Below are 25,006 nucleotides of genomic sequence, written 5' to 3'. Positions count from 1 at the left end.
GGTTTTTAGCAGTAAAGTCGCCTATACCGCCAAGCGCTTAATAAATATTTTGGATTTTCGCTGATAGTTGTAAAGAGATTGCTTCTCATTGGGCAGTACGTCCAAATCGCCTGGCACAAACCCCTGCTCCAGAAACCAGTGGGCGGTCTGCGTGGTCAATACAAACAGCTCCTTGATGCCCGCGCGTAGCGCCTGTCGCTCTAGCTGGTGCAACAGCTTGGCCGCCCGACCGCCCTTTTGGTAAGTGGGGTGGGTGACCACGCAGGCCAGCTCGGCGGCGCCCGAGGCGTAGGGATAGAGGGCCGCGCAGGCCAAAATAGTGCCGTCCTTTTCCAACACAGAGAATTTTTCGATTTCGGTTTCCAGTACTTCGCGCGAGCGGCGCACTAGAACACCGGCTTTCTCCAGTGGCTCGATTAATTCGATAATGCCGCCTACATCGTCGATGGTGGCTGTGCGCAATTGCTCGTAGTTGTCGCGATATACCATAGATCCGCTGCCATCGCGGGTGAACAGCTCCTTGAGGAAAGCGCCGTCGTCGCTGAAGGACACAATCTGTGCTCGCGGCACGCCCTTACTGCAGGCGTGGTAGCAGGCCGTGAGCGCTAGGCGACTGCCGTGCGCGGGTCGGCTGTTGGGGCAATTCAAATACTGTTCGGCTTCGTGCAGCATAAATTCCCGAATTAACCCGCCCTTCTCATCTTCGACACCCTGGCCCTCCACAAAGCTGACAATTTTATCGGCGTGCAGATTAATGGCCACTTGTGTGGCCACTTCGGCAAAGGACAGGTTGAATACTTCCCCCGTGGGTGAGTAGCCCAGGGGCGATACTATCAAGATGGCACCCATATCCAGAGCCTGCTGCATGGTCTTGGTATTGATGCGCCGCACTTTACCGGTAAATTGCAGGTCGGTGCCATTGATCACACCCATGGGCATACCGGTGACAAAATTGCCGCTAATGGCCTGAATTTGTGCGCCGTGCATAGGCGAATTGGGCAGCCCGGTGGACAGCGCCGCCTCAATGTCCACGCGCACCTCGCCGGCGGCCTGAATAATGGCCGTCATGGATTCCGGGTCGGTAATGCGCAGGTTTTCATGGAATTGTGAATCCATATCCGACAGCCCCAGGCGCTCTTCAATTTGCGGGCGCGTGCCGTGCACTATCACCAGCCGAACGCCCAAGCTGTTGAGCAGGGCAATGTCGTAAATGATATTGGCAAAATTGGCGTGGCGCACCGCTTCGCCCGGCAGCATCAGCACAAAGGTCTTACCGCGGTGGGCATTGATATAGGGCGAAGAATCGCGAAACCAGTCGACGTATTGCTGGGCCATGGATTTCGAGTTGTCTGGGTTCATTTACAAGCCGGGTCCAATTGCAGAGGTGATCAATGGTAACAACAGTCGCGCGTCACTGCAGGCAATAGTGGCGAATTAGCTGCTGTATAAGCGTTACCGCTGGGTCGATTTGTGCCAGTGGAATAAACTCGTTGGGCTGGTGTGCCTGATCAATGGAGCCAGGGCCCAACACCACGGTCTCCAGCCCCAATTGCTGTAAGAAGGGCGCTTCGGTGGCAAAGGCGGCACTGACCGAACTTTGGCCCGAGAAACGCTCGCACTGTTGCACTAGCTCACTGGTGGCGGGCTGCTCAAAGGCGGGTACGTCGTCGAACAGGGCGCGCAGGGTTATGTCTACTTTAAGTCGCTCGGCCAAGGGCTGCAGGCGCCGGTGAATCTGCTGGTGCAGTTCGGCGTTGTTCATACCGGGCAGGCTGCGCAGATCAAATTGCAGCTCACAATCGCCGCAAATGCGGTTGGGATTGTCGCCCCCGTGAATACAGCCCAAATTTAAAGTGGGCACCTGCACGCTAAACCCCGGATGCCGATGCTGGTTTTGCAGTTCGGCGCGCAGTGCTTGCAGTTCGCCAATCACCTGATGCATGGCATCCAGAGCGTTGTTGCCCAGTGCCGGGTCTGAGGAATGACCGCTGTGACCGCGCACATGCACCGCCTCCATCATGATGCCTTTGTGCATGCGGATGGGTTTTAGGCCTGTGGGCTCGCCGATGATCGCCGCGCGCGCATTGGGCGCACCCAGCAGCGCCAGCGCCCGTGCGCCGGCCATCGAGGTTTCCTCGTCGGCGGTGGCCACCACGGTGAGCGGGGCGGTCAGCGGCGCCGATCCCAAACCGCGAATAGCCGCCAGCACCACCGGAAAAAAGCCTTTCATATCGGTGGCGCCCAGGCCATACAGGCGGTCGTCGCGTGCAGTAAGCTGGAAGGGATCCTGCTGCCAGCTGTGCGCATCGTAGGGCACTGTGTCTGTGTGGCCGGCTAATACCAGACCGCCCTCGCCTGTGCCTTTGCGGGCGATCAGGTTGGCCTTGCCAGGCTGACCGGGGAGGGTTTGCACCTGGCAGTCAAAGCCAAGGTCGGCCAGCCAGTTAGCCAATAAATCCACCACCACCCGGTTGCTCATGTCCAGACGCGGCGTGGCGCAGCTGACCGACGGCAGCGCCACTAACTGGCTTAATTCGTGGGTGTAGCGCTTTAAGTCAATCATGCCGTGTTTGTGCTCCCTTGTGGTGTGTGACGATCACACGCTAATTGTGCCCTGCAGGTAGTGCACTGCGCGTCCCCGCAGCAGTACCCGGTCGCCGGTGAGTTCACACTCCAATTGGCCGCCGCGCTCGGATAGCTGCAGCGCCTGGAAGTGATTTTTATTGAGTTCGGCGGCCCAATAGGGCACCAGTTTAGTGTGTGCCGAGCCGGTCACCGGGTCTTCATTGACGCCCACGGCGGGTGCAAAAAAGCGGCTAACAAAATCGCACTTGTCGCCCCTCGCTGTGACAATAATGCCACGGTAAGGCAATTGTTTTAAGGCGTTAAAGTCCGGATCAATTTTCGCTACCGCCGCTTGGTTGGCGCAGGTCACAATCAAGTCTTCGTTGGCAAAGGTGGCACCGTAGGTAATGCCCAAGCCGGCATTCAGTAGTGATTGCTCGACGCCGCTCAGCAATACCGGGGTGACGGGTTGTGCAGGGAAGTTCAGCTCCAACATGCCGTTGTCGAGTTTATTGACCGTGAGCAGACCGCTGTGGGTGTGGAAGTAGATGGTGTTCTGGTGGTGTTGCAGCAGGGTAAAAATGACCTCTGCGGTGGCAAGTGTGGCGTGGCCACACAATTTGACCTCGGCGGCAGGGGTGAACCAGCGCAAGTGAAACCCGGTATCTTTGGGTACAAAAAAAGCGGTTTCCGACAGATTGTTTTCGTTGGCAATGGCCTGCAGCGTGGCATCGGGCAACCATTGATCCAGTGGAATAACGGCGGCGGGATTGCCTTTGAAGCGTTGATCGGTGAAGGCGTCGATCTGGTAAATGGGCAATTCCATGGCGGCAGGTCCTGAGAGTGAACACCGATTGTGTGCCGTTTGGAGATTGGGCACCAGCTTTAACTGCGCCAGAAAAAATTAAGGCGCCCTAGGGCGCCTTTCGATAAGGGCTGTGGCCGGCGCAGCGCTAGCTGAACATGCCCTTGAAGGTATAGAAGAATAAAATGGCCAGCAGCGCACCGGCGGGCAGGGTGACGATCCACGACAGAAAAATGCTGCCAATCACGCGCAGGTTCAAGGCCCCGATGCCGCGCGCCAGGCCCACGCCCAGGACGGCACCCACCAGCGTGTGCGTAGTAGAGATGGGCAGGCCGGTACCCGAGGCCAACACCACGGTGCCGGCCGCACCCAATTCCGCTGCAAAGCCGCGGCTGGGGGTTAGCTCGGTAATTTTTTTGCCAATGGTGGCCATTACCTTGTAGCCGTAAGTGGCCAGACCCACCACGATACCGATGGCGCCCACTAACAGAATCCATGCAGGCATCATCGCCTTAGCGCCAATGGCGCCGGTTTTCACGGTGGCGACAATGGCGGCCATGGGACCTACGGCATTGGCCACGTCGTTGGAGCCGTGGGCAAAGGCCATGGAGCAGGCGGTAAAAATCATCAGAATGGCGAACACCTGCTCGACATTGGCAAAGCGCGACTGCTCGGTGCTGACCGGTTTAACGCGCGACAGCAGGTACATGCCGAAGCCCGCCACCAATAGCCCTAGCAACACCGATATTCCCATGGATTCCAGAAAGCTGAACTTGATGCCAGTGTCTTTGAACACGTGTTTCAGGCCTTTCAGCAGGGTGACCATGCTGATTAAAAAACCCACAAAGAACATGTACATAGGCACGTACTTGCGGGCGTTTTCCAGGGGTTTGTCGGTGTTCAGTATCAAGTGCTGAACACTGCGAAACAGCAAGAACGACATAGTGCCCGCCAAAATCGGAGATACCACCCAGCTAGCAGCGATTGTGCCGACCTTGCCCCAAGCTACAGCTTCCATGGAGATGCCGGCCACGGCAAAGCCCACGATGGCACCCACGATGGAGTGGGTGGTGGATACCGGCCAGCCCAAGATGGAGGCAATCAGCAGCCAGGTGCCCGCCGCCAATAGGGCCGCCATCATGCCGTACACCAGCAATTCGGGCGTATCGGCAATGGCGCTCGGATCTATGATGCCCTTGCGAATGGTGTCGGTCACCTCGCCACCGGCCAAGTAGGCCCCCAGAAATTCAAACACCATCGCGATGATGATGGCTTGCTTGATGGTGAGCGCTTTGGAGCCCACCGAGGTGCCCATGGCGTTGGCCACGTCGTTGGCTCCCACACCCCAAGCCATAAACAGGCCAAACATACAGGCCATGACGATAAAAATATGCCCGTATTCAGCAATCACTGACATGGAAATTTCTCCGCAATAAATTGACGGCGCTTAGCGCGCCAGCAACAGCTCTAATCGGCTGCCTACTTTTTGTGCTCGGTCGGCGACATCGCCCACCCAATCGATTACCCGGTACAAGAACATCACGTCCACGGGCGGCATTTCGGCTTCCAGGGAAAACAGCGCCGCTCGGATCTGAACTTCCATTTCATCGGCGCGGTTTTCCAGCCGATCGAGCTCGTCGATCATGTTGGCTACAATGTCCACTTCGCGCCCGGAAAAGCCGGTTTCCAGCAGCTCGTCCAGCTCGTTAATGGCCTTGAGCGACTGCTCCACTGTCTCGACTGCGGAGCCCACAAACTCCAACATTTGATCGCCCAGCGACTTGGGCAGGTTCATCTTGCGGCCCAACATAATGCCGGCTATGTCCTTGGCGCGATTGGCGATGCGATCCTGGCCGGACAAAAGCTCCAGCAGATCGGAGCGCGGAACCGGCAAAAACAGGCTCTTGGGCAAGTGCAGGCGCAGGTCTTTTTTGAGCTTGTCGGCGTCGTTTTCGAGCTTGTGAATCTGATGCTGGACCGACTCGGCCGTGGTCCAATCATTGGCGATAACGGCTTCAAAAAAGGGCTTCAGCAGGCTGGCGGCGTCGGTAACCACGGCCATGTGTTCCTGCATCGGTTTGATGGGTGATTTGCCAAACAATATGGCAAAGGGGTTGGCACTCGGCATGATTTGCTCTCCCGTAGTTCAGTGCGCGCAGTATAGGGAGAGATGTGCACTGGGTCACGCAACAATTGGTCATATTTCCCGCATCTATGGGCGACAAGGCGCGTATTTCGGCGGTGTGGTACATTCCGTCTATTGTGGACGTGTAAGCGAGGGAATATGAATCAGATGGCCGGCCCCGACAGACCCCTGGAGATGCGCAAAGTGCTGCTGGCGCTGTTAGAGGATGGGCGCATTAGCCAGGGCGATGCCAATCTACTGTCGGGCACTCCCCTGTCGGACAAGCAAAAGGCGCGCAACCCGCTGTCAATTATTGCCGCGCGCAAGCTGCCAGACCCCTCCCGCAACGGCAAACCCCTGGATGGCGAGCAGCTAGCCCGCTGGCTGGCCGAGCGCAGCGATCTCGCCTGGGTCAATATAGACCCCTTGGAAATCAATGTTGCCCGCGTCACCGAGGTCATGTCCTTTGCCTTTGCTCAGCGCCACAAAATTCTGTGCGTGAAAGTGAAGCCCGACGAGCTGGTGATTGCCACCGCCGAGCCCCACGTCAACACCTGGGTTGAGCAGCTCACCCACACGGCCCGCAAAGGTATTACCAAAGTGGTGGCCGACCCCGACGACATCGACCGCTACATTGTCGAGTTTTACTCGCTGGCAAAATCCATCTCTGGCGTAGGCGCCGGCGGCACTTCGGCGGCCAATAACTTTGAACAGCTGCTGGAAGTGGGGGCCGCGAAAGACCCAGAGGCCAACGACCAGCACATCGTCAATATTGTGGACTGGCTGCTGCAATACGCCTTTGAACAGCGCGCCAGCGATATCCACATCGAGCCCCGTCGCGACGTGGGCCGGGTGCGCTTTCGCATCGACGGCGTACTGCACCAGGTGTACGAACTACCCATGAACGTCACCACAGCGGTTACCTCGCGCCTGAAGGTACTGGGGCGCATGAATGTGGCGGAAAAGCGCAAACCGCAGGACGGTCGCATTAAAACCAAAAGCCCGGACGGCAACGAAGTGGAGCTGCGTTTATCGACGCTACCCACCGCCTTTGGCGAAAAGATGGTGATGCGTATTTTTGACCCAGACGTACTGCTGCGCTCCTTTGAGCAGCTCGGTCTGGTGGGCGAGGATCTGGCCCAGTGGCAGGATATGCTGTCGCGTCCCAATGGCATAGTGCTGGTCACCGGGCCCACAGGCTCGGGTAAAACCACCACCCTCTATTCGTCACTGAAACGCATCGCCACCGATCAGGTGAACGTCTCCACCATTGAAGACCCCATCGAAATGGTGGAGGACGCCTTTAACCAAACCCAGGTGCAGCACAATATCGGCCTGGACTTTGCCGCCGGTGTGCGCACCCTCATGCGGCAAGACCCCGACATCATCATGGTGGGCGAAATTCGCGACCTGGAAACTGCCGAGATGGCCATACAGGCCTCGCTCACGGGTCACTTGGTACTGTCCACCTTGCACACCAACGACGCCCCGGCCGCCGTTGCCCGGATGGTGGATTTGGGCGTGCCGGCCTACCTGATTAAATCGGCGGTATTGGGCGTGATGGCACAGCGCCTGGTGCGTACCCTCTGCCCCCATTGCAAAGCGCCCCAGCCCGTGGACGAGGCCGCCTGGCAGCAGCTGGTGGCACCCTGGAAAGCGGCGGCGCCGGCAAAAATTTATCAGCCCGTGGGTTGTCTGGAGTGTCGCAATACCGGCTACTTGGGCCGGGTCGCAATCTATGAAATTATGATGCTCACCGACTCCGTCAAATCACTTATTAAAGACGATGGAGATCTCATGGTGCTGCGCAAGCAGGCGGTAAAGGAAGGCATGCGCACCCTGCGCATGGCGGGCGCGCAAAAAGTCGGCGCCGGCCTTACCACCATCGAAGAGGTCATGCGCGTGGCGCCGGCGCCGGATAAGGATTAGTTCAGTTAGTTAAATACAAAGGAATGTTATGCGTTGGTATTACGGATTTTTAGTGCTGCTTATGGGTTGCAGCACTATGAAACAATCGCTGCCGCAAGATGCACCAGTCAACTTGGACAGCGCCTATATTTTTGGAAAGTTCGAGTTAGAAAGCCATCAGTTGTTAGGTTTTACCTGTGCAGGGGGTGTGGCGTTAGCGTTAAACGGGCCCACACGGGAGGACTTTTTGGCGTTTGATGAAAGAAGGCATTGGAATCATGGTGTAAAAAGCTATGCTGTTGAGCCAGGGGAGTACCAACTCAATAAGTGGCTAGGCACACACTCCAGGAACGGAAAAGATGGCGGTCAACATACCGGGCGAAAAGCGGTTGCCTATCCATTCAGTCTTTCCTTTAGAGCAAAACCCGGCATTTTATATTACATAGGGGATTTTGATGGAAAGGCGCAGTGTATGTGCTCTTCTAACCAACACTGCTCGTACATTTCAACACCGAGTGATAATTTTGATGCACGCTTGAAAGAGTTGTTAACAGTTTATCCGGCATTGAAAGAATTGCGTTCGGTTAATCTGATGCCACTGTTTATGTATACAGGAGACAACGGAGATTTGTAGATGGCGGTTATGCACGGCTTTGCGGATGAGAGAGCATCACAAATTCCATTTCTTCGTTGCCTTCAAGTTGTTTCGCCTTGCTTTTATGTTCGTAGGTGACTACAGCGAATTTTTACACCATCATTGTCGTTGCCGAGTAATAAATATTAGAGAGGCGTTTTAATGCGTCTTTTTTTGTTCTCTATCGCGCTATGTTTACTTACCGGTTGTGGCGCTAAAGAATCATCTACGACTCAGCGCAAAGCGCTAAATGACTTCGCCCAGGCCAATTGTCTATTTTGGTACTTCAAAGAACAGGGCCTACCGTTAGACGATATCCGAGCAATTGCCGGCGGAATTGTGGAAACCAGCGATTTACCTGCAGAGGTGTTTCAGGAGGTTGCGCTATCGGTACAGTCATTTGAGCCTGCCACTGCCAGCAAAGCCAATATAGATCCCAAGTTATCCCGTTGCTTTCAGTTGCAGGAAAACGCGGCCTTGCAAGCCATATTAACGCGCTACCCCTAGCATCCTGAAGGCTGTTTTACACTGTTGATTTGAGGCATTATCAGACCCTGGGTTAGGGGGAAGATATGACCAAGTTGGATTTGACAGGGGCGCCGAAGCTACAGGCTTCGAGCGGCAAATTAGGGGGTGAATTTGATTTCCTCTTGGCGACGGTAGACCAGGTGAAGGTGCCTCGTCTCCAACGCCTCTTCACCGCCAGCGACTTCGCCGCAGCGCAATTGACCAAACACCCCGATTGGCTGCCCCAAATCGCCGACGACAGTGTTTATCCCGCGCAGCACCCAGTGCGCGATTTTGATGCCTTGTTGCAGCAAATGCTCACCGGCGAGGAAGACGAAGACGCCTTTAATCGCGCCCTGCGTCTATTCCGCCACCGAGAGCAAATACGGATTATCTATCGCGAGTTTAACGGCCTGGCACCGCTGGCGGAAACCACGGCGGATTTATCGGCGCTGGCCAGTTGCCTGCTCAATGCTGCACTGGCTTGGCACTACCCGCGCCTGTGCGAGCAACTGGGTGAGCCTATTGGCCGGCAGTCCGGTAAGCCACAACCCATGGTGGTGCTGGGCATGGGCAAGCTGGGTGCTTGGGAGCTAAATCTGTCTTCGGATATCGATCTGATTTTTGCATTTCCCGAGGCCGGTGAAACGGACGGCGCGCGGGCGCTCGACAACCAACAGTTTTTTACCCGCCTGGGCCAGCGCTTAATCAAAAGCCTGGATACCGTGACTGTGGACGGCTTTTGCTTTCGCATCGACATGCGCTTGCGACCGCACGGCGACTCGGGCGCACTGGTTTCCAATTTCAATGCCATTGAAGACTACTACCAAACCCAGGGTCGTGACTGGGAGCGCTTCGCCATGATCAAAGCGCGACCGGTGGCATGGGTAGGCCAGGGTGGCGCACAGGCGGCCGACAAGTTGCAGGCACTGTTAACGCCTTTCACATACCGCCGCTACGTGGATTTCTCGGCCTTTGATTCGCTGCGCAAAATGAAAAATCTGATCAGCCGCGAGGTCCAGCGCAAAGGCTTGGATGAAGACGTCAAGCTAGGCGCCGGCGGCATTCGCGAAGTGGAATTTGTGGGCCAGGCATTTCAGCTTATTCGAGGTGGGCGCGATGTCGAGCTGCGCGAGCGCCGTGTGCTGCCGCTACTACAGTTACTAACCGAATGGGAGCTATTGCCCAAAACCGCCGCCGACAACCTGGCTGCCGCCTACAATTTTCTGCGCCATACCGAGCACGCCTTACAAGCCCTGGACGACCGCCAAACCCAATCGCTACCGGCTGCGGCCAAAGAGCAGGCGCGGCTGGCGCAGGTGATGGGGTTCGAAAGTTGGGACGCCTTTTATCAGCAACTCAGCCTGCACCGCCAGCGCGTGCACGAAGAATTTAACGCCGTGATTGCCAACCCCGATGAAGAGGACGAGGCTGCCGAGGAAACTGACATCCAGCGTTGGCAGGATTTTGTCTCCGGTTTGCCCGTGGCCGATGCCGAGATCCACGACGCCGAGGCCCGGCTGTTGGCGCAGGGCTTTGACGAACCCGCCGCGGTGCTCAAACACCTGCACGATCTCTATGGGCAGCGCGCCCTCAGCATGATGCAGGCCAGCGGTCGCGATCGCTTCGACCACTTTATGCCGCGCCTGCTGGCATTGTTGGCGCAGGCGTCGCCGCTGGCGGTAACGCTGCAACGGGTGCTCAAGTTGGTGGTCGCCGTACTGCGGCGCTCGGCCTACCTGGTGTTGCTGATTGAAAACCCTGCGGCCCTGGCGCAATTGGTGAAATTGTGCGCCGCCAGCGAGTGGATTGCCGATCAGCTCAGTCGCCACCCAGCTCTGCTGGACGAGCTGCTGGATACCCGCAGCCTGTATCATCCGCCCGATAGAACCGAGCTGACCGACGAATTGCGTCAGGCCACCCTGCGCATCAATCGCGACGATCTCGAGGGGCAAATGGAAGCACTGCGCTACTTTCGGCTGGCGCACGGTCTGCGGGTGGCGGCGTCAGAGGTGGCCGGCGTCTTGCCGCTCATGAAAGTGAGTGATTACTTAACCTGGCTGGCTGAGGCCATATTGGACTATGTGCAGCAATTGGCCTGGGAGCAGATGGTGGCGCGCCACGGCTACCCGGTGGTCGACGGAGTCGCTGTCACCGCGCCCGAGTTTATCGTGGTGGGCTATGGCAAATTGGGCGGCTTGGAGTTGGGGCACGGCTCCGATCTGGATCTGGTCTTTGTGCACGACACCGATATCAAGGGCTATACCGACGGCGAGCGGAGCCTGGACAACCAGAGCTTTTACACCCGCATGGGGCAAAAGATCATCCATATTCTCAATACTCAAACCATTTCCGGCCAGGTGTACGAGGTGGACATGCGCCTGCGGCCCTCGGGTAACTCGGGCATGTTGGTGACATCGCTAAATGCCTTTGAACGTTATCAGCGCAATGAAGCCTGGACCTGGGAACAACAGGCCCTGGTGCGCGCGCGCGCCGTGTGCGGCCATGCTGCATTGGCGGCCAAATTTGAAGCCCTGCGGGTGGCGTTGCTGTGCCAGCCCCGCGATCTGAGCCAATTGGCCACCGATGTGGTGGCCATGCGGGAGAAAATGCGCGTAAGCCTAGGCAGTGGCAAGGCCGGCCAGTTCCACCTCAAGCAGGATGCCGGTGGTATCGTCGATATCGAATTTATGGTTCAATACGCCGCTTTAGCTTGGGCCCACCAAGTGCCGGCGCTGGTGCGATACTCGGACAACATTCGCATACTCGGCTGTCTGGAAGAAGCAAATCTGATGGCCGCTGACGATGTGGCCAGCTTGATTAGAGCCTACAAAGCCTACCGTTCAACGGGCCACGCCCTCGCGTTACAACGCCAGGCGGTAACCCTTGATGACAGCCAATTTTGCACAGAGCGCGCTGCCGTAGTCGATCTATGGCAACGGTTGTTTGGGCCCGTAACCGAGACCCAGTCCCCGGGCTAGCCCCCCGCGCGGGACACCAAAATTTAGGAGTAGGCTATGAATTTTGCCGACCGCGACGGCGTCATCTGGTTGGATGGCGAACTGATTCCCTGGCGCGACGCCAAGGTGCACGTACTGACCCACACCCTGCACTACGGCATGGGCGTCTTCGAAGGCGTGCGCGCCTACCAAACGGAAAGCCACGGCACCGCGATTTTCCGGCTGCAGGAGCACACCGATCGCTGGTGTCGCTCCGCCCACATCATGCGCATGGACATGCCCTATTCCAAAGACGTGCTCAACGAAGCGCAAAAGATGGTGGTGCGCGAGAACAACCTGGACGAAGCCTACCTGCGCCCTATGGCATTTTTGGGTAGCGAAGGCATGGGACTGCGCGCCGATAAGCTGCAAACCCACGTGATGGTTGCCGCCTGGGCGTGGCCTTCGTACATGTCGCCGGAGGCGCGCGAACAGGGCATTAAAATCCGCACCTCCAGCTACACCCGCCACCACGTGAATATCTCCATGTGTAAGGCCAAGGCCAACGGCAACTACATCAATTCGATGCTGGCATTGCGCGAAGCCATCGAATGCGGTTGCGAAGAAGCCCTGCTGCTGGATAACGAAGGCTATGTGGCCGAAGGCAGCGGCGAAAACTTTTTCATGGTGCGCGACGGTGTCATCTACACGCCCGAGCTTACCTCCTGCCTGGACGGTATCACCCGCAATACCATCTTCCAGCTAGCGGCTGAAGCTGGCTACGCCATCAAGGAAAAGCGCATCACTCGCGATGAAGTGTACGTGGCGGACGAAGCTTTTTTCACCGGTACTGCTGCCGAGGTTCTGCCCATTCGCGAACACGACGGACGGCTGATAGGCGCGGGCCGACGCGGTCCGGTAACCACCGTTCTGCAGGCCATGTACTTCGACGCCGTAAAAGGTGTGGGCAACAAACATCCCGAGTGGTTGGCGCCGGTCAAGGGCTAGTGGCGGTGATGTGCGCTAGAACTACACTGGTTTTTACGTTTTCAGATAACGGTTGCCCATGGAAATAGCGCTCAGTATCTACCACTATTCGCCGTTTGAGGGTCACGCCCGCCACTGCGCCAATATTGCCCGCGAGCTGATTCGGCGCGGGCATAGGGTGCGCGCCTACAGTATGAAATGGGAAGGCGAAACGCCAGAAGGCTTGCGCTTTGTGCAAGTGCCCATGAAGAGCAAGGTGCCTGAGGAGCGCAACGATTTTTTCTACCGTTGGGTGCAAGCGCACCTACAGAAATTTCCCGTTGAATGCCACCTGGGTTTTAACAAAATGCCGGGCCTGCACGTTTGTCTTGTCACCGAAGGTTGCTACAAGGCACAGGTGGCTGAAAGCCGCAACTGGGTTTACAAAATGAGCCCGGCCTACAAATTTTGGTCGGCGTGCGAGGAGTCTGTGTTTGGCAGCGATTCCAAAACACAAATTTTACTGATGTCGGGAGCGCAACGCGCGATTTTTGCCAATCAATTTCCCGCCGCAGTACCGCGCATGCATTTGTTGCCACCGAGTGTCACGCAGGATCGCAAGGCCACCATTGAAAGCGAACTTTACAAAATGGAGTTTCGTCGCAAGCAGCACGTAAAGCCCGATGGCCTGGTGTTATTGGCGGTGATGACGCGCTTTAAGCGGCAGGGACTGGCGCGCCTGATCGACGCAGTGGCCGCGCTGCCCGAGGCACTGAAAAACCGTATTCGCTTGTGGGTGGTAGGCGCGGATACGCCCGATGAATACGTGCTGCAAGCCGCGCAAAAAAATGTTGCCGATAAAATGATGTTTTTTGGTGGCCGCGACGACGTGCCCACGTTTATGCAAAGCGCCGATTTGTTGGTACATCCCGCCCACCAAGACATGACTGCAACAGTACTGCTTGAGGCCATGGCCTCTGGTTTGCCCGTACTGGCAACCACTACCTGCGGCTACGCACCCTTGGTCAAAAAAGCCAAGGCCGGTTTAATCGCGCCCTACCCCTACGATCAGCAGGTATTTAACGGGCTGCTTGTGCAGGCGCTCTCAACTGACGAACGCATGGGCTGGGGCATTAACGCTCTGGAATTCACCGACAGTCGCGATATTTACTCCCTGGCCCAAAAGGCCGCAGACATTGTGGAGGCCAGCGTTAACCACGCGGCCTAGGTATAGCTGCCATGTTTCACTGTGATGCCACGCTCGAACCGCAACTGAAAAAACTGCATTTACTGGATGCTGCTCGCCTGTGGGATTGGTGCGCACAACATCTCAAGTTTATGCCTGGCCAGGGGCTCACAGAGAAAAAAACCGGCGAGCTTCGCTTTCAGGACGACGGCGTTATTTACCGAGTTTATATCAGTCAAAATCACCTGCAGCGCAAGGGCTGGTTGTGGCAAAGCCAGCCAAAATTGCGGCAGCTGTATCAGAATCACCTGTTGTGCGAAGCGCGTCATATCGGTACGACCCAGGCTGTCTGTTACGGCGAGCAGCGCTTGCCCGAAAGCAATTGTTGGCGCGCATTGATGCTGGTGGCACTGCCCACAGGCAGCTACAGTGCCCATGAGCTGCACAAACAGTGGCCCGATTTTACCCAGGCCGAGCGCCAGCGATTACTGAACGCCTGGGCGCAACACTTGGTGGGCCTACACGGCGCGCGCCTGGCGCACCACAATCTGCACCCAGTAAACCTGTTGGTCAACAGCCAGCAGCGGGTATTGTTCGATCACCTAGAGCATCTTGGCTACCAGTGGCGCACCGTCGTCGCGAGCGTGAATGATCTCGCGTGTTTTATGCGCAGCCTGACGCACCTGGATGTGGCCGATACCGAATATTTTCTGCAACAGTATTGGCGCGAATGCAAACTGGGGCTGACTTACCAAGGATTGCGCCAGCGAGTGCTTGCCCAATGCAATGCCAGCGCTCCCGCCTGACAGTATGAATAATGTGTTGGTTACAGGTGGCTGTGGTTTTATTGGCTCGGCACTGGTGCGACGCCTATTGTCATTGGGATACTGTGTACACAATATCGACAAGCGCACGGCGGTCGCCAATAATTCGCTGGACGCACTGCCGGGTGCACAGTACGTCTGGCACAATCTCGATCTGGCCTGCGCCGGCGAAGAGATTGCAGCATTGTTGATGCAGCATCCGCCCCGCTGGATATTTCACTTGGCCGCCGAAACCCACGTGGACAATTCCATTGCCGAGCCCTTGGTGAGCGTGCACAACAATATCTTGAGTAGCGCCCAATTGCTCGATGCCATTCGGCGCAGTGGCCTGCTGGAACAAAACCATTTGCAAAAGTTGGTGATGGTATCCACCGACGAGGTATACGGCGACTGCGCAGACAGCGGCAATCAGCACGCCTTTGTGGAAGATCATCGCCTGGTGCCCAGTTCCCCATACTCAGCGTCTAAGGCCGCGAGCGATCAATTGGCCATGGCCTGGCATCGCACCTTCGGCCTGCCGGTACTCATCAGCCGCTGCAGCAATAATTACGGGCCTTGGCAATTTCCGGAAAAATTAATTCCGCGCTTTATTGCGCGCGCCTTGGCGGCCCAATCGCTGCCCGTGTTTGGCGACGGTTTACAAATGCGCGAGTGGCTGTACGTGGAGGACCACGTTTCTGCATTGCTGTTACTGGCGGAAAAAGGCGCCGTGGGCGAAATATACAACGTGGGTAGCGATGTCCTGTGCACTAATCGCGCTGTGATAGACCAGCTGTGTGCACTGTTGGATAGCTTGCAGCCGGCACTCACACCCTACGCGCAGCAAATTGAATTTGTGGCCGATCGCCCGGGGCACGACCGCTGCTACCGGTTGAACTGGCAGAAGCTGAAGGCATTGGGCTGGCAACCAGAGACACCCTTCGCCAAGGGCTTGATGCGCACAGTGCAATGGTGCCTCGCACATCCCGAGTTTTTACAGGCAGGTATCGCGCAATGACCCAGCTGACGCCGGTGGATAATGGCTTAGACATCAAACCCTTGGCGCTGCCCGGTGTGTTGTTGTTAACACCCAAGCGACACGACGATGGGCGAGGCTGGTTTGCCGAAGCGTGGCGCGCAGAGCGCTATCGAGCGCTGGGGCTGCCAGACTTTGTGCAGGATAATCTCGCACAGTCGACGCGCGGGGTCTTGCGGGGTATGCATTTTCAAACGCGCCGGCCACAGGGCAAATTAATACAAGTTGTGCACGGCGCCGTGCAAGACATGGTGGTCGACGCCAACCCCGCCAGCCCACATTTTGGACAGCACGTGAGTGTACTTTTGTCGGCCGATGCTTGCGCACAGCTGTATGTGCCGCCGGGCTATGCGCACGGTTATTACACCCAAAGTGACACGGCAACGGTGTTGTACAAATGCACAGAGTACTACGATCCGGCAGGTCAGGGCGGTTGTCGCTGGGATGATCCTTTGTTGGCCTTGCCCTGGCAGCTCGACGGGGCGCCGCACCTGAGCGAGCGCGATAGCCAGTGGCCGCTCATAGGATAATTGTCGTTATTAGGCGCGCGCTGAATCAGCTCAGCACAATTCCAAACGCCGCGGGTTGAGCAGGCGTTTGATATGGCGCAATTTGTAACAGGAAAATGCTATGCCAACCGTAATGCTATTGGGTGCCACCGGCCAAGTGGGCCAGGCACTGCAGGCCTGCCCACATCCAGATTATCCACTGGCTACGCCCGGCCGCGCCGCCGTAGACTTTGAGCGCCCCGGTCAACTTGCTCGAGCGGTTGCGGCGCAAAGGCCGGCACTGGTGATTAATTGTGTGGCCTACAACCAGGTTGATGGCGCTGAACAGTCGCCGGCGCTGGCTACCCGAATCAATCACACGGGGGTGGTGGAATTGGCAGAGGCCTGCGCGCGATTGGCGATTCCACTGGTTCACTTCTCCACCGATTACGTGTTCGCGGGCAAAGATCCATCAGCGGCGCCCAGGCTCTACACCGAAAACGATGTAACCGGCCCGGTGAATCACTACGGGCACACCAAATTGTTAGGTGAGCAAGCCGCCCTGTGCAGTGCTCGCAATCTGGTGCTCAGAGTCAGCTGGGTGTTCAGCGAATACGGTCAAAATATGGGCCAGCGGTTACTGACGCAGGCAATGGCCGGCCAGCCGCTGCGTATGGCGCAGGATCAATACGGTTCGCCCACCTATGCCGGACACATAGCCGCTACTTTGTGGGCGTTAATTCCCGAGCTGCTGGCCGGCGCGCCGGGTGGACTCTACCACCTGTCGGGTACCGAAGCGGTCAGCCGCTATGATCTCGCCCGTGCACTCCTCGATGCGGCAGTCGCCGAGGGCTTAATCTGCGCGATGCCTTCCTTGGTGGGCGTCAGCCAACAGGCATTCATCGCACACAGTTCCGTGCCTGTGGCCCCCAGACCTCAGTGGTCGGCGCTGGGCACTGGCGCGCTCGCTGCCCGCCTGGGCCGACCGGTGCCCAGCTGGCGCGAAGGCTTGCAAGCCACCGTCACCGGCTTGCGCAAGCGCTGGGCGGCGGAGCGCAGCGGCACTGACCATCCATGCTAGAATAACGCCACTTTCAGCCAGACCTGTTGCTATGAACGACACCAAAACCCTCCTCAGCCCAGACGAGGTACAATCTCAAACCGCCGGCCAGATTTATTTGCGCTTGTTGGGTTATGTGCGCGCCCACGCGGGGCTTTTTGCCATCAGCATTGTGGGGCTCGCGATTTTTGCGGTGTCACAGCCCATGTATGCGTGGGTAATGGAATACTTGATCGACGAGGCCATTCCCAACAATCGACCGGAAGATCGCTGGATTGTACCCGTGGCATTGGTGGCTATTTTTGCGGTGCGCGGTTTGGGCCAGTTTATTGGTAACTATTTTATTTCGCGCGTGTCTTTTGCGATTGTGCACAGGCTGCGCTGCCAATTGTTTGATCAACTCACGGCCATGCCCGGGTTTTATTTTGACAACACCAACTCCGGCCATTTGATTTCTCGCATTACCTACAACGTGGCACAGGTTACGGCCGCTGCAACCGAAGCGTTTAAAGTGATCGTGCGCGAGGGCCTGACCGTGGTGGCGTTGATGTCGTACCTCATTTACAAAGATTGGAAGCTAACGCTGATCTTTTTGGGCGTGGGCCCGCTCATCGGCATCATCGTATGGCAGGTGGGTTTGCGCCTGCGCCGGCTCTCGGCCAAGGTGCAGGCCTCTATGGGGGATGTTACCCACGTGGCTTCCGAAATGATCAACGGCTACCGCGTCATGCGCTCCTTTGGCGGTGAAACCTACGAGAAAGATCGCTTCAAACACGCCTCTGAGCGCAATACCCAGCAAAATATAAAAATCTCGTTGACCAGCTCGGCCAATACGCCGGTAATTCAGATACTGGTGGCCGTTGCGATGGGCTTTGTGGTGTATCTGGCACTCACATTTATGGGCACCTCTGAACCCGGCGCCTTTGTGGCTTACATCACTGCTGCGGCGTTAATTCCCAAGCCGGTTCGCCAGCTGTCTGAAGTGAACTCCACCATTCAGAAGGGCATTGCCGCCGCCAGCAGTATCTTCAGTCAGCTGGATCAGGCTACCGAACAGGATACCGGTACACAATCAGTAGCGCGGGTGCGGGGCGAGTTGGTAATTCGCCACCTTAACTTTTCCTACGATGGCGAGCAGCAAGTGTTGAAAGACATTAACCTCGCCATAGAGCCGGGTAAAACCGTTGCCTTAGTGGGGCGCTCCGGCAGCGGTAAAACAACCTTGGCCAGTTTAATTCCGCGCTTTTACCAGCATACAGACGGCGAGATATTGCTGGATCAAATTCCTATTCAAGATTACACGCTGAGCAGTTTGCGCGCGCAAACGGCGTTGGTTAGCCAGCAAGTCACCCTGTTTAACGACACCATCTACAACAACATTGCCTACGGCACACTGGCCGCTGCCAGCGAGGCCGAGGTATATGCTGCTGCCAAAGCGGCGCATGCACTGGAATTTATTGAAGCGCTGCCCGACGGCATGCAAACGCATATTGGTGAAGACGGCGTGCGCTTGTCTGGCGGGCAGCGGCAGCGTCTCGCCATTGCGCGCGCGCTCTTGAAAAACGCGCCGCTGTTGATATTAGATGAAGCCACTTCCGCGCTGGACACCGAATCTGAACGCAGTATTCAGGCCGCCCTTGAGGCGGTCATGCGCAATCGAACCACCTTGGTCATTGCCCACCGCTTGTCCACCATTGAAAGCGCCGATCACATTGTGGTGATGGACGGTGGCAAAATTGTTGAGCAGGGCAAGCATGCAGACTTAATTGCCCAGCAGGGCTATTACGCCAAACTGCATGCCATGCAGTTCAAAGACGAGACCGAGTAACCGAGGCCACTATGCTACTTACCATGCCGCAATTTAACCAATCCCAGGTGCTGGTCATCGGCGATGTAATGCTGGACCGCTACTGGCACGGCGGCACCTCGCGTATCTCGCCCGAAGCACCGGTACCCGTGGTTAAAGTGGATCAAATTGAAGATCGCCCTGGTGGTGCGGGCAACGTGGCGCTAAATATTGCCGCCCTGGGTGCGGGCGCCGCGCTAGTGGGGATTGTAGGCGACGATGAAGCCGGCGAAACACTCACGACACGTCTGCACGCCGCACACATTCATACCGATTTTCAAGTTGTAAAAAACAAACCAACCATTACCAAGTTGCGGGTTATCAGCCGTCATCAACAACTTTTACGCATGGATTTTGAAGCTGCCTTCGAGCAGGCAGACAGCTCGGAATTTATCGCCAAAGCCGAGCAGTTAGTACCTATGATGGGTGCGGTTATTCTGTCTGATTACGCGAAAGGCAGCCTAAGCAACGTGCAAGCCCTTATCGCGGTGGCTAATCGCCATAAAGTGCCGGTACTGGTTGACCCTAAAGGGTCAGACTTTACGCGCTACCAGCACGCGACGCTGCTAACACCTAACTTGCATGAATTTGAAATGGTGGTGGGAGCCTGCAAATCGGAGCAGGAGTTAGTGAAAAAGGGCTTGCAGTTATTGGAGAGCTTGCAACTACAAGCGCTGCTGGTGACTCGCGGTGAAAATGGCATGACCCTATTGCGCAAGGGTATGCCCGAATTGCATCTACCCGCGCGCGCGCGCGAAGTGTTCGACGTGACCGGCGCCGGCGATACCGTGATATCGGTACTCGCAGCCTGCATTGCCGCCGGCGAAGCGCTACCGCAGGCCGTTGCACTGGCAAACTTGGCTGCAGGAATTGTCGTAGGCAAATTGGGTACGGCTACCATCAGTGCGCCGGAACTGCGCCGCGCAGTCAAAATGGAGCAGGGCAGCGAACGCGGCGTGCTGACCGAAGAACAACTGTTAATGGCAATCGAAGAGGCGCGTGCTCACGGGGAAAAAATTGTATTTACCAATGGTTGCTTTGACATTATTCACGCAGGTCACGTGGGCTATTTAGAGGATACGCGCGCTCTGGGCGACAGACTTATTGTGGCCATTAACTCAGATAACTCGGTAAAACGCCTAAAAGGCCCTGGGCGCCCTATCAACCCGGTAGACCGGCGAATGGCGGTACTGGCAGGGCTAGAAGCCGTGGATTGGGTCACCTACTACGACGACGACACCCCAGAGCGTTTGCTAAAACTGATTAAACCCGACGTACTGGTGAAAGGCGGCGACTACACAGAAGACCAAGTGGTTGGTCACGAAATTGTAAAGGCCTATGGCGGTAGCGTTAAGGTGCTTAGCTTTTTTGAAAATGTATCGACTACGGCTATTGTTGAGAAGATCAAGGCGCAGAACAAAGAATAGTATTTCTAACTAGCCTATTAGGCTGCGTAGGTGGCAGGATTTTCTTCTACCTTGTTCTTTTTTACTAAAGGCATATGGGCAAACAGTTGAGATAATGGGCTTGCACTGCCTGCGAAGTGTTCGCCAATAACGTGCGTATAAATCTGTGTTGTTTTTACATCGTTATGACCGAGAAGTTCTTACACAGTTCTTATATCCGCGCCGCCAAGTAACATGTGTGTTGCAAAGGAGTGGCGAAGCGTATGACAGGTAACTCGCTTTTGCCAAATGCCTGCGTTCTGAACGGCTACCTTCAATGCTTTGCGCATAACGCTATCGTGCAAGTGGTGCCGGCAGATGTGCCCTCCGTAAGGATGCGCACAATAACTGCTTGATGGAAATAAATAAGCCCACTGTGGCGATCTATCCGCCTTGGGAAGTTTTCTGTGCAATGCGTGTGGTAGCGAAGTGCCTATACCTTTTGCCGCATCTTGCGCTTGAATTTCTACACCCAGCTGCATCTGGCGCTCAAGCGCGTCACGCAGCTCAGGGCACAGCAACGTAACACGATCTTTATTGCCCTTACCGCTGTGAACGGTAATTGTCTTTCTGTCAAAATTTATATCTTGAATTCGCAGTCTTAACGCTTCAGTAATACGTAATCCGCTGCCGTACAATAGTTGGGCAATTAACTGCTCACGGCCTGTTAGGGATGCGATAATGGCCCCCACTTCGTTGGGGCTGAGTACCACCGGTAGATGGCGCTGTTTGTTGGCGAGATCGAACTCAATATCGCCAATTGGCTGATCAAGTATCTTGTTGTAAAGAAATGCCAGCGCATTCAATGCCGTCTTTTGTGTGTTTATTGCCACCTGTTTCTCGTTTGCCAGCCAAGACAAAAAAGCCTTTATCTCATCTGGCCCGCATTCCTTTGGATGCCGTTTATTATTGAAATAGATGAAGCGCTTAATCCAGGTTAAATACCCTTTTTCAGTTCTCAGACTATAACCTCGCGCACGCATCTGCGCTCGGACGGACTCCAAAAATGGACTGGCCATAGCGGATACTCCCATCGATATTTATACTGTATATATAGACAGTATATTTGAATAAAGCAAGATTTAGTGAAAAATATTGTTCCATCAGGTCTCATATTTGTTCTGGCAAAAAATAAAATCTAGAAAAAACAAGAGCTTCCAGGGGTTTCTGGCATGCATATGAGAACTCACATCCCGCATACCAAGCGCGCACACTTTCCTTTTTGCGTGCTAATATCCACCAAAATAATCGTTTTAAATCAGAATGTTAAACCATGTTGATTTAAGCGCCACCGGCATACTGTGCCGGCACACTAATAAAATGTTAAAAGGCAAAGAAAATGGCGAAAATTTTCGAATTTCCCAGCGCAGAACAGTTAAACAAAAAGGAACTAGAAGAGTTTCTTGGGGCCACACTTAAGAGTAAGGGCTATTCTGAGGAATCAATTAGTCAAGTGGTGCCATTAATAATGCCCCTAGTCACAGATGCAAAAGAAGTTCTTGGTGACGGTTTAAAAGTCGAGCACACAAGCACGATTTCAGATGAAGAGTTTTTAATTCTGCAAGAAAATTTGTCCTCTGAGTTTCAACAATACCAAAAAGGAATTTCGAAATTTATGATGAAACTAATTGCCTCTTTAGCAATATCTTTTGCCCAAAATGCAGAAAACAACAGGTAATGCTTTTAACAAGGCCATCAAAAATCGGCCGCAAAATGCGCGGCCTACGACGATCCTAGTGTCGCGCGTTTTATGGCGGCGTTAACCCTTTGTATCATCATAGAATTTATGGAAGCTGAAATACTTAATAGACCACCGATTTCAGGGCAATATGAAGAACATAATTTTTCAGTGTCAGGAAATACTTTATGGGTAAAATTCTTTGATTCAGAATACTTAGAATGGGTGGGTGTATTTAGCCAAAGTGGTTGGAGCTCCTTTAATACCGTAGTCCGAGTACCAAATGAAGAATTGTTTCTGGTTGTGGCGGGCGGCCAAGGTTATTTTGTTGACCCAAACAGCAGGACAATTGTTTCGCAAACTGAGTGGGAAGGTATAAGTAACATCATATTCAACGAAGCTACTGGTGCCTTTGTAGCTACAGATGGGTTGTGTTTGGGTGTGTTCAAAGGTGCTTCTTCTATATGGCACAGCGAGAGAATTTCTGCTGATGGAATCTCTTTCACTGGCCAGGATGGTCATCTTGTAAAAGGTGTTTTAAATGACCTCACTACCGAAGGGTGTGAGTTTACTTTTAATATAAATACTCGCGAAGTCGAAGCCAAGTGGGTATTTGCAGAGAATTGGGGTTAACAAAGTGGTCAACCGGACTCCGGCAAGCGTGGTTCGCTTCGCTCACAATACCACGCTTACCTCCGCTCGGTTACCACGGCGTTAGCACTATAGTGAAGTTCGAAATATGAAATGGATTGGCCCTTTATTTACAAACGCCGGAGGTTGGAAAGCATTCGTAGCTTTCGAACAAGGAAAGTGGTTCGTAGATAAAGACTCACCTATAGAAATTGGAACCGGAAAATCTGGGGTAATGTTGCTTCCACTTCTTCAAAAGGGGTATGGTGAAAGCTTCGAAACGCAAATTACCCTTCTAGAAAAGGGGCTAAAGTCTGAGGGCCAAGATCCGAAGTATGCTCTTCAATTTCCATTTCATGTGCCTGTTTTAACTGCATACAAACATATGCCAAACTGGTGTGATTCGGCAGTTAATTGGCTTGGATATATACATTTATCCCGTGAGCATGCAATGGAGTTATTCGATGCTTGTCATACGCAAGCAATAAGTCAAAGTGTACGACAAACAACTATTAAATATATCAATAAGTGGTCAAATGAGAGAGGGTTCCAGTTTGCAAGGCCCCAGTGCTAACAAAGCAATCAACCGGACTCCGCATTGCGTGGTTCGCTTCGCTCACTTTACCACGCAATGCTCCGCTCGGTTATTGCGGCGTTATGCAAAAGGAAGCTGCAATGAGTTGTATTGACCAACTTTCTGAAGAGGCTAAGTTTAGCCTATTGTCTTCTGTTTTTTCGAAGAGTTACTTTCTATGGATTGGGTCTGGGTTTTCATACAATTTTGGATACGGAAGTTGGGAAGATGTCCTCAAAAAAATTAGCGATATAATTAAGTATCCACTTGATCTTGATGTTAAAAACCCTTTAAAAGCTGCCGAGTTATTATGCTCCTACGCGATAACTCACTGTGACTATGATGAGTACAAATTCAATGCATTAGTCGCAGAGTCACTGTTAGAGCTTAAAGAAGAGTCAGATGATCCTGACTGGGTAAGGAGATTTAGGGCTTTTGCTCCGAATAATTTAGTTACTACAAACTGGGATAATCTTCTAGAAACAATCTTTGATGGCATTCCTAATGTCGTCGTTAGAAAAGACAAATGCCCTCAAATATCTGCAACAAGGAAAAATATTCTAAAAATACACGGCGATGTCGGAAGGCCAGAGAGTATTGTAGTGACGCAGAGTCAATACTTTTCTTTTCAGAGAGAAGATACCTATCTCAACAGAAAAATTTATACTCTTTTTTCAGAAGCATCACCAATATTTATTGGCTACAGCCTGACAGACCCAAACATTGGCTTTCTTTATGACGAAGTCTTTGCTCACCTTGGAAAAGATAAGCCGCCAGCTTATATGATCGTACACCCGAGCGTGAGTGATCATATATACAGAGAGTCTCAGCTGTTATTTGAAAATAAGAACATATTTATAATAAAGGCTGAGATTGGCGAATTTCTAGAAGATCTCTTGGAAGAATTTAAAGCATACAAAAAATCAACGAAAAGGTTTTTTGCCGAGCATGACAACATTCGAGAAAGACTCGATGGTTTGGTAGAAAAAATTTCGAAAAAGAATCGTATTTCAAGCGATGATGTTCTAGGAATTTTTAACAACAAGGATTCTCGTCATCAGGCTATCGCAGCCCTAGTAGAAATCTTATCCAACCAAATTTTATATAAAGAGTTCGGCAAGGAACTATTAACTCCTGAAAACAGGATGTCATATCGCGAAATTGATCAAATGATACAGTCTGTTATATGGATGACCAATGAGGATGGTTATCCGGATTATGACGTGAAAGAAAAGCTATATGCTGCGGTTATGAAGCTATGCGCTAAATCAGATGGGGTATGGGATTTTTATTCGGCAGAAAAGCCCTTTATGAATATCCTAAGGATTTCTCCAGGGATAGACAGTGAGATATTTGAGGAAAGAATAGATCATATAGTTGAAATATTACGATGGTCCGGCCCTAATCAATTAGGTAAATGTTGGGGCACATGGAAAGTGTTTGTCGATAAAGTGGATTGGTTTAATGAGGTTGATATTGATGAAATAATTCACGAGTTGCGTGGTGCTGGGAGATTCCCTTATCGAAGGGCCGACCGACAATGGTTAGAAATATTAAAAACTAGTGATAAGTGTACGCAAGATCAAAAGAATAGAATAGACGCCATTATAAATGCATAACAAGGCCAGCCAGAGGGACTTCCGCACTGTGTGCTCCAGCCCCTGCTGGCGGCGTTGAGGCTGTAGAAAATCTCCCAAAAAACGCCGTTTTTTGATAGAATTCGGCATCGCTAAAGGGAATTCAGCTATGCCAAACTTCAAGAAGTATTCCTACGATCAAACCGCGATGGTTGTGGTCAACTTCAAAGATCA

At 53.9% G+C, this 25,006-nt stretch carries 22 protein-coding genes; 16 read left to right on the top strand and 6 right to left on the bottom strand.

Translation table 11 applies throughout. The features are described 5' to 3' along the window. Nucleotides 1–21: 21 nt before the first annotated feature. The 5 genes from argA to ACW8F6_RS10830 all read right to left on the bottom strand — a co-directional run bounded on the left by argA (nucleotide 22) and on the right by ACW8F6_RS10830 (nucleotide 5,498). Complete coding sequence (gene argA, locus ACW8F6_RS10850) at nucleotides 22–1,359, bottom strand: amino-acid N-acetyltransferase (protein ID WP_491575890.1); 1,338 nt, start codon at nucleotides 1,357–1,359, stop codon at nucleotides 22–24. A gap of 52 nt (nucleotides 1,360–1,411) precedes the next feature. Next, entirely contained in the window at nucleotides 1,412–2,563 is a 1,152-nt protein-coding gene (gene argE / locus ACW8F6_RS10845) for an acetylornithine deacetylase (protein WP_491575889.1), read from the bottom strand. A gap of 33 nt (nucleotides 2,564–2,596) precedes the next feature. Beyond that, a complete protein-coding gene (locus tag ACW8F6_RS10840; protein WP_491575888.1) occupies nucleotides 2,597–3,391 on the bottom strand; it encodes a PhzF family phenazine biosynthesis protein in 795 nt (264 codons plus the stop codon). Nucleotides 3,392–3,518: 127 nt separating this feature from the next. Next, nucleotides 3,519–4,787: an inorganic phosphate transporter gene (locus ACW8F6_RS10835; protein ID WP_491575887.1), complete on the bottom strand. Its 1,269-nt coding sequence runs from the start codon at nucleotides 4,785–4,787 to the stop codon at nucleotides 3,519–3,521. A 30-nt stretch (nucleotides 4,788–4,817) separates the two neighbouring features. Further along, nucleotides 4,818–5,498 (bottom strand): TIGR00153 family protein, encoded by a 681-nt coding sequence (locus ACW8F6_RS10830; RefSeq protein ID WP_491575886.1) that lies wholly within the window; start codon nucleotides 5,496–5,498, stop codon nucleotides 4,818–4,820. Between the two features lie 156 nt (nucleotides 5,499–5,654). Between ACW8F6_RS10830 and tfpB the strand changes: the two genes are divergently transcribed. The 12 genes from tfpB to hldE all read left to right on the top strand — a co-directional run bounded on the left by tfpB (nucleotide 5,655) and on the right by hldE (nucleotide 20,295). Next, on the top strand, nucleotides 5,655–7,424 hold the full coding sequence (tfpB, locus tag ACW8F6_RS10825) for a type IV pilus assembly ATPase TfpB (RefSeq protein WP_491575885.1): 1,770 nt from the start codon (nucleotides 5,655–5,657) through the stop codon (nucleotides 7,422–7,424). 28 nt (nucleotides 7,425–7,452) lie between these two features. After that, nucleotides 7,453–8,037, top strand: a complete 585-nt coding sequence (locus tag ACW8F6_RS10820; RefSeq protein ID WP_491575884.1) for a hypothetical protein — start codon at nucleotides 7,453–7,455, stop codon at nucleotides 8,035–8,037. A 162-nt stretch (nucleotides 8,038–8,199) separates the two neighbouring features. Further along, nucleotides 8,200–8,544: a hypothetical protein gene (locus ACW8F6_RS10815; protein ID WP_491575883.1), complete on the top strand. Its 345-nt coding sequence runs from the start codon at nucleotides 8,200–8,202 to the stop codon at nucleotides 8,542–8,544. Between the two features lie 65 nt (nucleotides 8,545–8,609). Continuing rightward, nucleotides 8,610–11,525, top strand: a complete 2,916-nt coding sequence (gene glnE, locus ACW8F6_RS10810) for a bifunctional [glutamate--ammonia ligase]-adenylyl-L-tyrosine phosphorylase/[glutamate--ammonia-ligase] adenylyltransferase (protein WP_491575882.1) — start codon at nucleotides 8,610–8,612, stop codon at nucleotides 11,523–11,525. Between the two features lie 36 nt (nucleotides 11,526–11,561). Continuing rightward, nucleotides 11,562–12,491 (top strand): branched-chain amino acid transaminase, encoded by a 930-nt coding sequence (locus ACW8F6_RS10805; RefSeq protein WP_491575881.1) that lies wholly within the window; start codon nucleotides 11,562–11,564, stop codon nucleotides 12,489–12,491. Between the two features lie 58 nt (nucleotides 12,492–12,549). After that, the gene (locus ACW8F6_RS10800) at nucleotides 12,550–13,677 is read left to right on the top strand and encodes a glycosyltransferase family 4 protein (RefSeq protein ID WP_491575880.1); all 1,128 of its coding nucleotides are present in this window, start codon (nucleotides 12,550–12,552) and stop codon (nucleotides 13,675–13,677) included. An 11-nt stretch (nucleotides 13,678–13,688) separates the two neighbouring features. Then, the gene (locus tag ACW8F6_RS10795; RefSeq protein ID WP_491575879.1) at nucleotides 13,689–14,441 is read left to right on the top strand and encodes a lipopolysaccharide kinase InaA family protein; all 753 of its coding nucleotides are present in this window, start codon (nucleotides 13,689–13,691) and stop codon (nucleotides 14,439–14,441) included. 4 nt (nucleotides 14,442–14,445) lie between these two features. Next, entirely contained in the window at nucleotides 14,446–15,456 is a 1,011-nt protein-coding gene (locus ACW8F6_RS10790) for a dTDP-glucose 4,6-dehydratase (RefSeq protein WP_491575878.1), read from the top strand. Then, nucleotides 15,453–16,004, top strand: coding sequence for a dTDP-4-dehydrorhamnose 3,5-epimerase (gene rfbC, locus ACW8F6_RS10785; RefSeq protein ID WP_491575877.1), 552 nt, complete (start codon nucleotides 15,453–15,455; stop codon nucleotides 16,002–16,004). Before ACW8F6_RS10790 ends, rfbC begins: the two co-directional genes overlap by 4 nt. A gap of 100 nt (nucleotides 16,005–16,104) precedes the next feature. Further along, nucleotides 16,105–17,043, top strand: a complete 939-nt coding sequence (gene rfbD, locus ACW8F6_RS10780) for a dTDP-4-dehydrorhamnose reductase (protein ID WP_491575876.1) — start codon at nucleotides 16,105–16,107, stop codon at nucleotides 17,041–17,043. A gap of 31 nt (nucleotides 17,044–17,074) precedes the next feature. Further along, nucleotides 17,075–18,850 carry a lipid A export permease/ATP-binding protein MsbA gene (gene msbA / locus ACW8F6_RS10775; protein WP_491575875.1) on the top strand — a complete coding sequence of 592 codons (1,776 nt, stop codon included), beginning with the start codon at nucleotides 17,075–17,077 and terminating at the stop codon, nucleotides 18,848–18,850. Nucleotides 18,851–18,861: 11 nt separating this feature from the next. After that, nucleotides 18,862–20,295 (top strand): bifunctional D-glycero-beta-D-manno-heptose-7-phosphate kinase/D-glycero-beta-D-manno-heptose 1-phosphate adenylyltransferase HldE, encoded by a 1,434-nt coding sequence (gene hldE / locus ACW8F6_RS10770; protein WP_491575874.1) that lies wholly within the window; start codon nucleotides 18,862–18,864, stop codon nucleotides 20,293–20,295. A gap of 179 nt (nucleotides 20,296–20,474) precedes the next feature. Here hldE and ACW8F6_RS10765 read toward each other — a convergent pair whose 3' ends face one another. Then, a complete protein-coding gene (locus ACW8F6_RS10765; protein ID WP_491575873.1) occupies nucleotides 20,475–21,332 on the bottom strand; it encodes an integron integrase in 858 nt (285 codons plus the stop codon). Between the two features lie 320 nt (nucleotides 21,333–21,652). On the opposite strand from ACW8F6_RS10765, the gene ACW8F6_RS10760 reads away from it, so the two are divergent. The 4 genes from ACW8F6_RS10760 to ACW8F6_RS10745 all read left to right on the top strand — a co-directional run bounded on the left by ACW8F6_RS10760 (nucleotide 21,653) and on the right by ACW8F6_RS10745 (nucleotide 24,814). Beyond that, a complete protein-coding gene (locus ACW8F6_RS10760) occupies nucleotides 21,653–21,991 on the top strand; it encodes a hypothetical protein (protein ID WP_491575872.1) in 339 nt (112 codons plus the stop codon). A 72-nt stretch (nucleotides 21,992–22,063) separates the two neighbouring features. Further along, entirely contained in the window at nucleotides 22,064–22,624 is a 561-nt protein-coding gene (locus ACW8F6_RS10755) for a hypothetical protein (RefSeq protein ID WP_491575871.1), read from the top strand. Between the two features lie 106 nt (nucleotides 22,625–22,730). After that, nucleotides 22,731–23,195, top strand: coding sequence for a hypothetical protein (locus ACW8F6_RS10750; protein WP_491575870.1), 465 nt, complete (start codon nucleotides 22,731–22,733; stop codon nucleotides 23,193–23,195). 101 nt (nucleotides 23,196–23,296) lie between these two features. Continuing rightward, a complete protein-coding gene (locus tag ACW8F6_RS10745; protein ID WP_491575869.1) occupies nucleotides 23,297–24,814 on the top strand; it encodes an SIR2 family NAD-dependent protein deacylase in 1,518 nt (505 codons plus the stop codon). The last annotated feature ends 192 nt before the right edge of the window (nucleotides 24,815–25,006 follow it).

This window comes from Simiduia sp. (assembly GCF_058345725.1).
This window is presented reverse-complemented; position numbering and strand designations above follow the sequence as displayed.

What these genes read in the sequence shown, in the direction of transcription:
- msbA (WP_491575875.1), top strand. Translation starts at nt 17,075, where the DNA reads ATGAACGACACCAAAACCCTCCTCAGCCCAGACGAGGTACAATCTCAA.
- argE (WP_491575889.1), bottom strand. Translation starts at nt 2,563, where the DNA reads ATGATTGACTTAAAGCGCTACACCCACGAATTAAGCCAGTTAGTGGCG.
- rfbD (WP_491575876.1), top strand. Translation starts at nt 16,105, where the DNA reads ATGCCAACCGTAATGCTATTGGGTGCCACCGGCCAAGTGGGCCAGGCA.
- ACW8F6_RS10800 (WP_491575880.1), top strand. Translation starts at nt 12,550, where the DNA reads ATGGAAATAGCGCTCAGTATCTACCACTATTCGCCGTTTGAGGGTCAC.
- ACW8F6_RS10765 (WP_491575873.1), bottom strand. Translation starts at nt 21,332, where the DNA reads ATGGCCAGTCCATTTTTGGAGTCCGTCCGAGCGCAGATGCGTGCGCGA.
- hldE (WP_491575874.1), top strand. Translation starts at nt 18,862, where the DNA reads ATGCTACTTACCATGCCGCAATTTAACCAATCCCAGGTGCTGGTCATC.
- ACW8F6_RS10820 (WP_491575884.1), top strand. Translation starts at nt 7,453, where the DNA reads ATGCGTTGGTATTACGGATTTTTAGTGCTGCTTATGGGTTGCAGCACT.
- glnE (WP_491575882.1), top strand. Translation starts at nt 8,610, where the DNA reads ATGACCAAGTTGGATTTGACAGGGGCGCCGAAGCTACAGGCTTCGAGC.
- ACW8F6_RS10815 (WP_491575883.1), top strand. Translation starts at nt 8,200, where the DNA reads ATGCGTCTTTTTTTGTTCTCTATCGCGCTATGTTTACTTACCGGTTGT.
- ACW8F6_RS10760 (WP_491575872.1), top strand. Translation starts at nt 21,653, where the DNA reads ATGGCGAAAATTTTCGAATTTCCCAGCGCAGAACAGTTAAACAAAAAG.
- ACW8F6_RS10805 (WP_491575881.1), top strand. Translation starts at nt 11,562, where the DNA reads ATGAATTTTGCCGACCGCGACGGCGTCATCTGGTTGGATGGCGAACTG.
- rfbC (WP_491575877.1), top strand. Translation starts at nt 15,453, where the DNA reads ATGACCCAGCTGACGCCGGTGGATAATGGCTTAGACATCAAACCCTTG.
- tfpB (WP_491575885.1), top strand. Translation starts at nt 5,655, where the DNA reads ATGAATCAGATGGCCGGCCCCGACAGACCCCTGGAGATGCGCAAAGTG.
- ACW8F6_RS10750 (WP_491575870.1), top strand. Translation starts at nt 22,731, where the DNA reads ATGAAATGGATTGGCCCTTTATTTACAAACGCCGGAGGTTGGAAAGCA.
- argA (WP_491575890.1), bottom strand. Translation starts at nt 1,359, where the DNA reads ATGAACCCAGACAACTCGAAATCCATGGCCCAGCAATACGTCGACTGG.
- ACW8F6_RS10795 (WP_491575879.1), top strand. Translation starts at nt 13,689, where the DNA reads ATGTTTCACTGTGATGCCACGCTCGAACCGCAACTGAAAAAACTGCAT.
- ACW8F6_RS10835 (WP_491575887.1), bottom strand. Translation starts at nt 4,787, where the DNA reads ATGTCAGTGATTGCTGAATACGGGCATATTTTTATCGTCATGGCCTGT.
- ACW8F6_RS10790 (WP_491575878.1), top strand. Translation starts at nt 14,446, where the DNA reads ATGAATAATGTGTTGGTTACAGGTGGCTGTGGTTTTATTGGCTCGGCA.
- ACW8F6_RS10830 (WP_491575886.1), bottom strand. Translation starts at nt 5,498, where the DNA reads ATGCCGAGTGCCAACCCCTTTGCCATATTGTTTGGCAAATCACCCATC.
- ACW8F6_RS10745 (WP_491575869.1), top strand. Translation starts at nt 23,297, where the DNA reads ATGAGTTGTATTGACCAACTTTCTGAAGAGGCTAAGTTTAGCCTATTG.
- ACW8F6_RS10840 (WP_491575888.1), bottom strand. Translation starts at nt 3,391, where the DNA reads ATGGAATTGCCCATTTACCAGATCGACGCCTTCACCGATCAACGCTTC.
- ACW8F6_RS10755 (WP_491575871.1), top strand. Translation starts at nt 22,064, where the DNA reads ATGGCGGCGTTAACCCTTTGTATCATCATAGAATTTATGGAAGCTGAA.